This window comes from Salegentibacter maritimus, from assembly GCF_016236915.1.
GTDB lineage: Bacteria > Bacteroidota > Bacteroidia > Flavobacteriales > Flavobacteriaceae > Salegentibacter > Salegentibacter maritimus.
This window is the reverse complement of the sequence record NZ_JAEHOK010000007.1, coordinates 167,951-176,797: the sequence shown is the minus strand read 5'-3', so window position 1 is coordinate 176,797 and position 8,847 is coordinate 167,951. Positions and strand designations below refer to the sequence as shown.

Here is an 8,847-nt window from a genome sequence, read left to right as displayed (position 1 = left end):
ATCGGGAAAGTGGCATCATGGGTTACCATTACCGTGCCTCCACAATTATCGGTCGCGTCTGGTGTAGGCACATCACTTGCTAATACTTCACATTCCGAAGTGATATCAGCTAAAATCGTTTGATCGGCTACCGGGGCGGTTACATCTTTAATAATTACATTTTGTGTTTGCGTTGAAATGTTTCCGTTTTCATCTTCGAAAGTCCACATGATTACCGTAGTTCCTTGCGTGCTGATTGGGAAGGTAGCATCGTTGGTAACCCTTACTGTTCCTCCACAATTATCGGTAGCAGATGGCTCGGTTACATCGGTAGCTAATACTTCACACTCTGCTGTGATATCTGCCAAAATTGTCTGATCGGCTACCGGCGCGGTTATATCTTTAATAATTAGATTTTGTGTTTGCGTTGAAATGTTTCCATTTTCATCTTCGTAAGTCCACGTGATTACCGTAGTTCCTTGCGTGCTTATTGGGAAAGTAGCGTCGTTGGTAACCCTTACTGTTCCACCGCAATTGTCGGTAGCGCCTGGTGTAGGCACATCACCGGCCAGCACCTCACATTCAGCAGAAATATCTGCTAAAATCGTTTGATCGGCTACCGGGGCGGTTACATCTTCAATAATCACATTTTGTGTCTGGGTTGAAGTATTCCCGTTTTCATCTTCATAGGTCCAGGTAATTACTGTTGTTCCTGATGAAGTAATCGGGAAAGTGGCATCATGGGTTACCATTACCGTGCCTCCACAATTATCGGTCGCGTCTGGTGTAGGCACATCACTTGCTAATACTTCACATTCTGCAGTGATATCAGCTAAAATCGTTTGATCGGCTACCGGAGCGGTTACATCTTCAATAATCACATTTTGTGTTTGCGTTGAAGTATTGCCGTTTTCATCTTCGTAAGTCCACGTGATTACCGTAGTTCCTTGCGTGCTGATTGGGAAGGTAGCATCGTTGGTAACCCTTACTGTTCCACCGCAATTGTCGGTAGTGCCTGGTGTAGGCACATCACCGGCCAGAACTTCACATTCTGCTGTGATATCTGCCAAAATTGTCTGATCGGCTACCGGGGCGGTTACATCTTCAATAATCACATTTTGTGTCTGGGTTGAAGTATTGCCGTTTTCATCTTCATAAGTCCACGTGATTACTGTAGTTCCTTGCGTGGTGATTGGGAAGGTAGCATCGTTGGTAGCCCTTACTGTTCCACCGCAATTGTCGGTAGCAGATGGCTCGGTTACATCGGTAGCTAATACTTCACACTCTGCTGTGATATCTGCTAAAATCGTTTGATCGGCTACCGGGGCGGTTACATCTTTAATAATTACATTTTGTGTCTGGGTTGAAGTATTGCCGTTTTCATCTTCGTAAGTCCACGTGATCACCGTAGTTCCTGGTGAAGTGATTGGGAAAGTGACATCGTTCGTTATCGTTACTGTTCCGCTGCAATTATCAGTAGCTGGGGGTGTAGCGATATCGCTTTCCAGCACCTCACATTCAGCGGTAAAATCGTCTAATGTTGGGGTGCCTGGCACAGGAGCAAGATTATCTTTTATAGTTACGATGGCCTCGCAGGTAGCGGTGCTTCCATCTTCATCTTCTACAGATAGTGTAACAGTATTTTTGCCTATATCATCACAATCAAAACTGGTTATATCTATACTGATAGTAACATCTCCTTCAATGTCTGAAGAACCTTTATCAATATCAGCTGCGGTGATGTTTACCTCTCCATTTGCATTTAAGTTAACCGTAATATCCTGGCAAATAGCAGTTGGAGGGGCATTTTGACTTTCAAACGCTCCTATATCTATGGTGCCATTAAATAAGCGGGGGTTACCGGCTAAATCCAGATCGATATTTAAATCGCCAGGGTATAAGTTATTATCTCCCTTGTTTATGGCAGGACTGTTAGCTTTTAAGCTATAATCTTGTTGATCTACAGATTTAAATTGAGGCTCATCATTTAATGTTAACGTAGCACTTAAATTTCCAACGATATCTCCGGTATTGTTGCCATATAGACTATTTTGAAGGATTACAGGAACAGTTTGGGTAGCAATTTCATTTCCGCTATTAGCAGTATTGCCCCAAACTATTGTATTCTTTAAATTCAGAGAGGCAAAAGCATTAAATACTCCTCCACCCAGATTACCTGCATCATTGCCACTAATCGTAACATTTATTAGTTCGGTTGGAGTGCTTAAAAAGTTAAATATTCCTCCACCGTTACTGCTTATAGCTGTATTTTGAACGATAAGAGTATTAATGATTGTAGTTGGACTTCCATCATTATAAACTCCTCCTCCTGCTTGCGCGCTGTTTCCAACAATTTTTGAATTTATTAGTACTGCAAAACTTCCAGATATATTGGCAATTCCTCCACCATAATGGGCTGAGCTACTTCCTACTATTGTACGATTTCCCTCTATATTAACATTCGTGAGCACCGGTGAGCTATTAAAATTAAAGACACCCCCTCCCCTATATTCCGTTATGTTTCCGGTAATAATAAGATTGGTTAGTGTAGGTGAGCCTTCATAATTGTAAATCCCACCTCCATTTCTCTCGGGAGCATCAGTGTCTACACTTTCATCATCTGCGCTACCGGCGGTAATTGTAAAGCCATCCAAAATGGCGGTGTCATCAGCATCTGAACCGGTCACCACGGTATAGCTATTAGCTCCTGAAATATTAACGGGATCTACTACTATTCCATTACTATCTGAAGCATCATTCCCATCAATATCTCCACTTAATACAGTAATATGTTCTTGCCAGTCACGATCGGTGAGGTTATCTTCAACTCCTTCAAATCCACCGTAAACCCTCACACCGCTAATTAGCTGAAAAGTTTCGTTCCTGTCATTATTAGTTGCACGGTCTCCAGCATCTGGGTGATAGGTACCCTTTGCCACCCAAATTTCAAGCGGGTTGGACTCACTCCAGGGAGTGCCTATCTGGTGTTCCTGGTGCGCCCATTTAAGCGCATCAGCCAACTCCGGAATGGCATTGACCCAGCTGTCACCACTTCCGTTGCCACCGCTTACATTTTTATTTACGTAGAGAGCACCTCCGTTAGGTGTAGGAGGTATGCTGGCACCCTGTAATTCATAGGCTCCTAAATCAATAATAACGGCATCCAGGCGTGAACTTCCCGCCAGATCCTTATCGTTTTGAAGGTCACCTCCGGCATCTGTGTAGATCTGGTTACCGCCCGCATTAATGGCAGAGCTTCCTGCAGCCAGGGTGTAATCACCACTTGAAAAATTAGCAAAAATCATTTCGCTTGTATAAGCCGAACCATCTAAGTTGCCAATACCCGTGCCTGTAAGGTCGTTGTCCTGAACTAAACTGTTAGTATAAATTGGTACACTTCCATAAAAAGCATCGGTATGAATTTGATTTCCAGTTCCTCCAGCAGTGTTGCCCCAAAGTATGGAATTTTGGATGTTTGTATCTCCGGTGTTATAGAACCCGCCGCCATCACCACCAGATGAATTGCTATAGATACTTACATTGGTAAGTGTTATTTCATCGGTATTATTGATTCCGCCCCCATCTCTCCGGGCTGAATTACCATAGATACCAACATTCAGTAATTTCGGGTGACCAACCGTTAGATAAATTCCACCGCCATAAGAAGCCGTATTTTCGCTAACTTCTACATTGAACAAAGTGAAGGATGAATTATAACTGTAGATTCCGCCACCAATATTATCTGCTTCATTTTTAACAATTTGTAGATGAGATAATCTTGGCGAACTGCTTTGAGAACTGTTATTAATAAAAACCCCACCTCCTCCATTGTCTGGATAAGAGCTATCAGCATTTCCACCGGTTATCGTAAACCCGTCGAGTATGGCAGTATTATCGGCACCGGTACCATTCACAACATGATAGCTGTTACCTGTAATGGTATTGTCACCATCAATATTACCGCTTAATATGGTTTCATTGCCCTGCCAGTCACGATCGGAAAGCTTATCTTCGTTTCCTTGAAATCCGCCATAAATTTGTACACCTGTAATCAGCTGGAAGGCTGTATTTCGGTCATTATCCATCGAATTTCTTCCTTCGTCTGGATAATAGATGCCTTCGGCCACCCAAATTTGTAAAGGAGTTGTTGCCCAGGCAGGACCATTGGTTTGACTTGCCCAAAATAGGGCATCTTCCAGTTGTGGAATAGCATTCTCCCAGGAATCTCCAGAGCCATTCCCACTACTTACGTTTTTATTTACATAAAGGATATTGTCCTCATCCGGTGTGGGAACTATTATAGGTTCTCCTTGGAATTCATAGACGCCCATATCCACTGTGCCGGAGTTGTAGATCCGGTCGTTGCCGGCCAAATCTATAATAATACCTTCAGCAGGTTCTCCCGTCCCAAAAGGGCTATTAGAGCCTGCATTGATAGCCGAACTTGTATTCAACAAGGAGTAATTTCCATTTTCTTCGTTTGTAAACACCGGATTAGTGTTAAACAGGTTGTTGCCGCCGTCTGTAATTCCGTCAGGGATATCTCCGGTATTACCGTCTGTTTCATTAAAAAACAGGCTGTGTTCAGCACTTCCCGTTCCAGGTCCACCGTCATCATTCATATTTCCGTTTGTTCCGGAGTTATTATAAAAAATGGAGTTGATGGCTATTACATTTCCTGCCCAAATATTAATAGCTCCTCCTTTAGGGCTTTCATTATTAGCTAAAGTAGAATTTATAAATCGCACAGTTCCATTCTCAGCAGAAATAGCTCCGCCACCACTAGTAGAAGTATTGTTATAAAAAAGTGTATTAATAAAGCTTAACTCGCCCCCAAAACTTATAACTGCCCCACCTATTCCATTGGAAGCATTTCCCACTGCATGATTATCCCTGAAGATGGTATTCAAGATAGTGTTGCTTCCATTATTGTCTATTGCAGCACCCGTTCGATCACCAGTACTTCCACCATCTGCATAACCGGACTCAAAAATAAACCCGTCGATGGTAACACCATTCGTTATTCCGGGAATTAAAACGATAATGTGGGCATCTCCTGCATCGGCTGTTCCTGACTCATTCACATCACCGCTCAAAATGCTTGGATGACCGGATATGTCCCGCTCGGAAGGATCCTCTTCAGTACCTTCAAACCCACCAATGAGGCTCAGGTTTTCTATCAGGCGAAAGGGCGTCGTTTCAGAAGTGGGAAGGTAAGTCCCTTCAGCCACCCAAACCTGAAGATTACCATCTTCAGTACTCCAATTTCCCACTGCCCAATTTAATGCTTCCCGTAACTCGGGAATGGCGTTGCTCCAGGAGTCTCCACTTCGATTACCTGCTCCACCTTTTTTTACATAGAGAATTTTATTTTCATCTGGAGAGATTGGTTCTTCTTTTTCACCCTGGTATTCGTAAGCGCCCATGTCTACAACATCAAGATTAAATATTCGGTTATTACCGGCCAAATCGGTGGTTAAACCAGATGGAATAGCACTGTTATCCCCTGCATTAATTGCCGGGCTGGTGGCTTTCAAAGTGAGCCCGTCATCGTTCGTGCCAAAAATATTATCCAATCCGTTAGGGTCTGATCGATTTACAAACTGTGGATCGGCATCAATATTATTATTGTTATCTGTACCGATAGCATTATCCCAGTCTAACCCACTACCCCCGGAGTTGGCAATTAGGCTGAAGGAAATATTCGCGCTCGCCAAATTGGTATTGTAGATAGAGGCGGATGTCGTTGAACTATTCCCATCTGCTTGGTTTTGCCAAATTATCACGTTTGTTAATGTGAGATTGCTTTGGCTACTACTGTATATTGCACCGCCGTCGTGGGTAGCGTTATTTCCGGTAAAAGTTACACCTGTTAGCATGGGATCGCTTTCATTATCATTCATCATCCCACCGCCATAATTGCTTGCATTGTTGTCTGTGAAGATAGCATTTGTAAGAACAGGGGAACTATCGACGAAGTTGTACATACCTCCGCCACTTGTAGCTGTGTTACCGGTAAAGGTTGTATTTTTAAGAACAGGAGAGCTTTCATAAGAATTGTGCATCCCGCCGCCACCGCCGGGAAAACTTGTGCTGTTTCCTCTAAAGATGACATCAGTTAGTGTAGGAGAACTATATCGGTTGAACATTCCACCACCACCGCCATCACCGGCGTTATTATGGGAGAAGCTTACGTTTAACAGTACGGGAAAGCTATCGTAGTTGTACATGCCTCCACCTGTGTTTAAAGCACTGTTACCAGAAAAAGCAATATTTGTTAATGTGGGATCACCATTCAAGTTATACATTCCTCCTCCCTTGTCCCTATGAGCACCACCTCCATCAACGTCGGCACTACCAGCTGTAATTATAAAGCCATCTAATCTAGCGGTGTTATTAGTACCCGAACCAGTAACCACTGAATAACTATTAGCTCCTGAAATATTAGATGGATCTGTCACTATCCCACTACTATTAGTAGTATCATTCCCATCAATATCACCACTAAGTATGGTGATATGTTCTTCCAGGTTTCGATCGTTAGAATTGCTCTCGTTTCCTTCAAATCCGCCATAAATTTCTACGCCGGTTATAAGCTGAAACGTGGCGTTACGATCGTTATTGGTCTGTCTATCTCCTTCATCAGGGTAATAGACCCCTTCAGCCACCCAAATTTGCAGGGGTGCACCGGAACCGTCCCAATCGTTGGCGGCCCACAACAGAGCATCGGCTAACTCGGGTACTGCATTGGTCCAGTTTGAGCCGTTACCATTCCCACCGCTTACGTTTTTATCTACATAAAGAATGTTGTTGACATCTGGTGTATAGGGTGTTAAACCCGTAGACGGAAAGCTAACGTTAATATTGTCGAAACCATAATTATTGAGCGTAATACTAGTTTCAGGAAGAATTTTAAAACTGCTAATATCGGTTGCATTAGCGGTATTGGTAATATTCACAGTGCCATTAGCTCCTGCCCCATAGGCATTAGCAGCTGAAATAATATTGTTATCCTGGTTTACCAGGCTTATTTTATCGTTGTTATAAGCATAATAACGTATGCTGTTTAACGTAAAGTCGGTAGGGTTCCCATTTTTGGTAAAACTAATAACCCATGGGTTAGTGTCGCCTCCAGCCTGGAAATAGAAAACCTCGTTCCCCCCTCCTAAATCGGTTAAGAGGGTTCTGTCTGTATAGTTGGCATGCCGTACCTGAACGGTATAAGTGTCGGCCCCGGAAGTTACTGATTGATAGATGTATTCTCCAGGGTCATTTTCACCCGAGATAATAGCATCGTTACTATCATATAAGATAGCATCGTCCATATCAAAATTAAGGGTTTGACCATATATACCACCTGTAAGAATTATACTTAAAAAAAAGAACCATGGTCTTTTATTCCTTAAAGTCGTATCACATTCCATTCTGGCTACCGTTTTTAGATTGATTATGCTCTATTAACAAAGCAACCTGAAACCCATAATTGACTTAGCTCTCAGGATGCTGCATTTTATATTATTCTTATTAATTCCTTTGAGGATAAATTCCCTGCATACATATTATAAAATTCAAGGCTGTATAAGGGGGCCTATTTTCATGGGGCTGTCCTTCTCCGGCGTTTTCAATAACAACAGCATCTTCTGCCATAGTGGTACTTTTTGAGGCAGCATACGTACCTCCTTTGGCCCAGTAGTTTTTTGTCACCTCCTGGGTAGTCCCGCCAATACCATCAGCGTCCGATGCATTGATAATAGTAGTATGAGAGTGCTTAGGCATTTGGTTGACTGTTAATGGAACTGTTTCTATTCCCCCCTGTTCCCCTTCCCTATAAGCAGACAGTCCTGAACCGGTTCCTGCTCCAATCGGCATTCTGCCTCTTAGATCGGGTAATTTAAAGAAGGAACGGCCATCGCCTCCATACATAGTCCCTAACAAAGAGTATAAGGACTGACATTGTGATATTGATATCTCTTGTCCATGACAAAAAGCCCATCCTCTTGGGGCGAAATTGCCGCCAAAAAACCTGATTTCTCCTATATAAGCATCCATAATTTTAGTTTTTAATTGATAATTCGGGTAATTTAATTTGAATTACAGCACCATTATTGACTTCCAGACTATAATAGCCCAATTCATCTATGGTAAGAATAATATCTCCTTTTTCCTGGTAGCGATAGTATACTTCTGTGCTATGACAACGAACCAGAACTCCGTATTTTTCTGTCGGGTAAGGGAAGCCTTCTATTTTCTTTTCTCCCAGATCGAGAAAGGCAACATCACCGATTGTATAAATTTGAAGCAAAGCAGATTTTAAATCTTTTACTTCAGCGGTATGGTTATGGTTTATAACCCACTCTCCGCTTTCGTCGGTTTTCCGTAGAGTTCCGGAATACCGGAATTTATTCACAATTTTTAGGTTAAACATGGTATATGTATTTGATAAATATTCAGGTGGCATTTAGGAAGTGCAAATTAAATCGGCATATGCCTAAATAAAATACGTACCTGTCTACATATTTTACGTAGGGGTACGTAGAGGAGTTTTGTTAGCATTTAGCAAAAACAGAAAACTAATGTGAAAATCTCCTGTTATCTATTGCTTTTTATATATAATGGATGCTTGCAACATTCCCTAAGAATTAATTAGCAATAGGCTTACAAACCTACATACTGCGGGAATTTCGAAAAAAAATCGCGAGAGCCTGTGCAAGTTTAACTTACTATATATCTCGAAAAATATATTGGGAAAAGAATACCAGGTGCTTTAAACGAAGATATTTTTAATTTCGTTCCAGAAATGGAAACTTTCGATTCATTCTAAAAAACAAGAATTACCGAGTAAATAACCCTCGATACACACTAGATATC

3 protein-coding genes are annotated in these 8,847 nt (G+C 42.1%); all 3 read right to left on the bottom strand.

Annotation, left to right across the window (positions count from 1 at the left end):
* Positions 1 to 7,403: HYR-like domain-containing protein (locus tag I6U49_RS07410; RefSeq protein ID WP_317191851.1), on the bottom strand; the 7,403-nt coding region annotated here is incomplete at its 3' end.
* A 100-nt stretch (positions 7,404 to 7,503) separates the two neighbouring features.
* A complete protein-coding gene (locus tag I6U49_RS07405; RefSeq protein WP_193711744.1) occupies positions 7,504 to 8,028 on the bottom strand; it encodes a phage tail protein in 525 nt (174 codons plus the stop codon).
* A 4-nt stretch (positions 8,029 to 8,032) separates the two neighbouring features.
* Positions 8,033 to 8,404 (bottom strand): hypothetical protein, encoded by a 372-nt coding sequence (locus I6U49_RS07400; RefSeq protein WP_193711745.1) that lies wholly within the window; start codon positions 8,402 to 8,404, stop codon positions 8,033 to 8,035.
* Between the last annotated feature and the right edge of the window lie 443 nt (positions 8,405 to 8,847).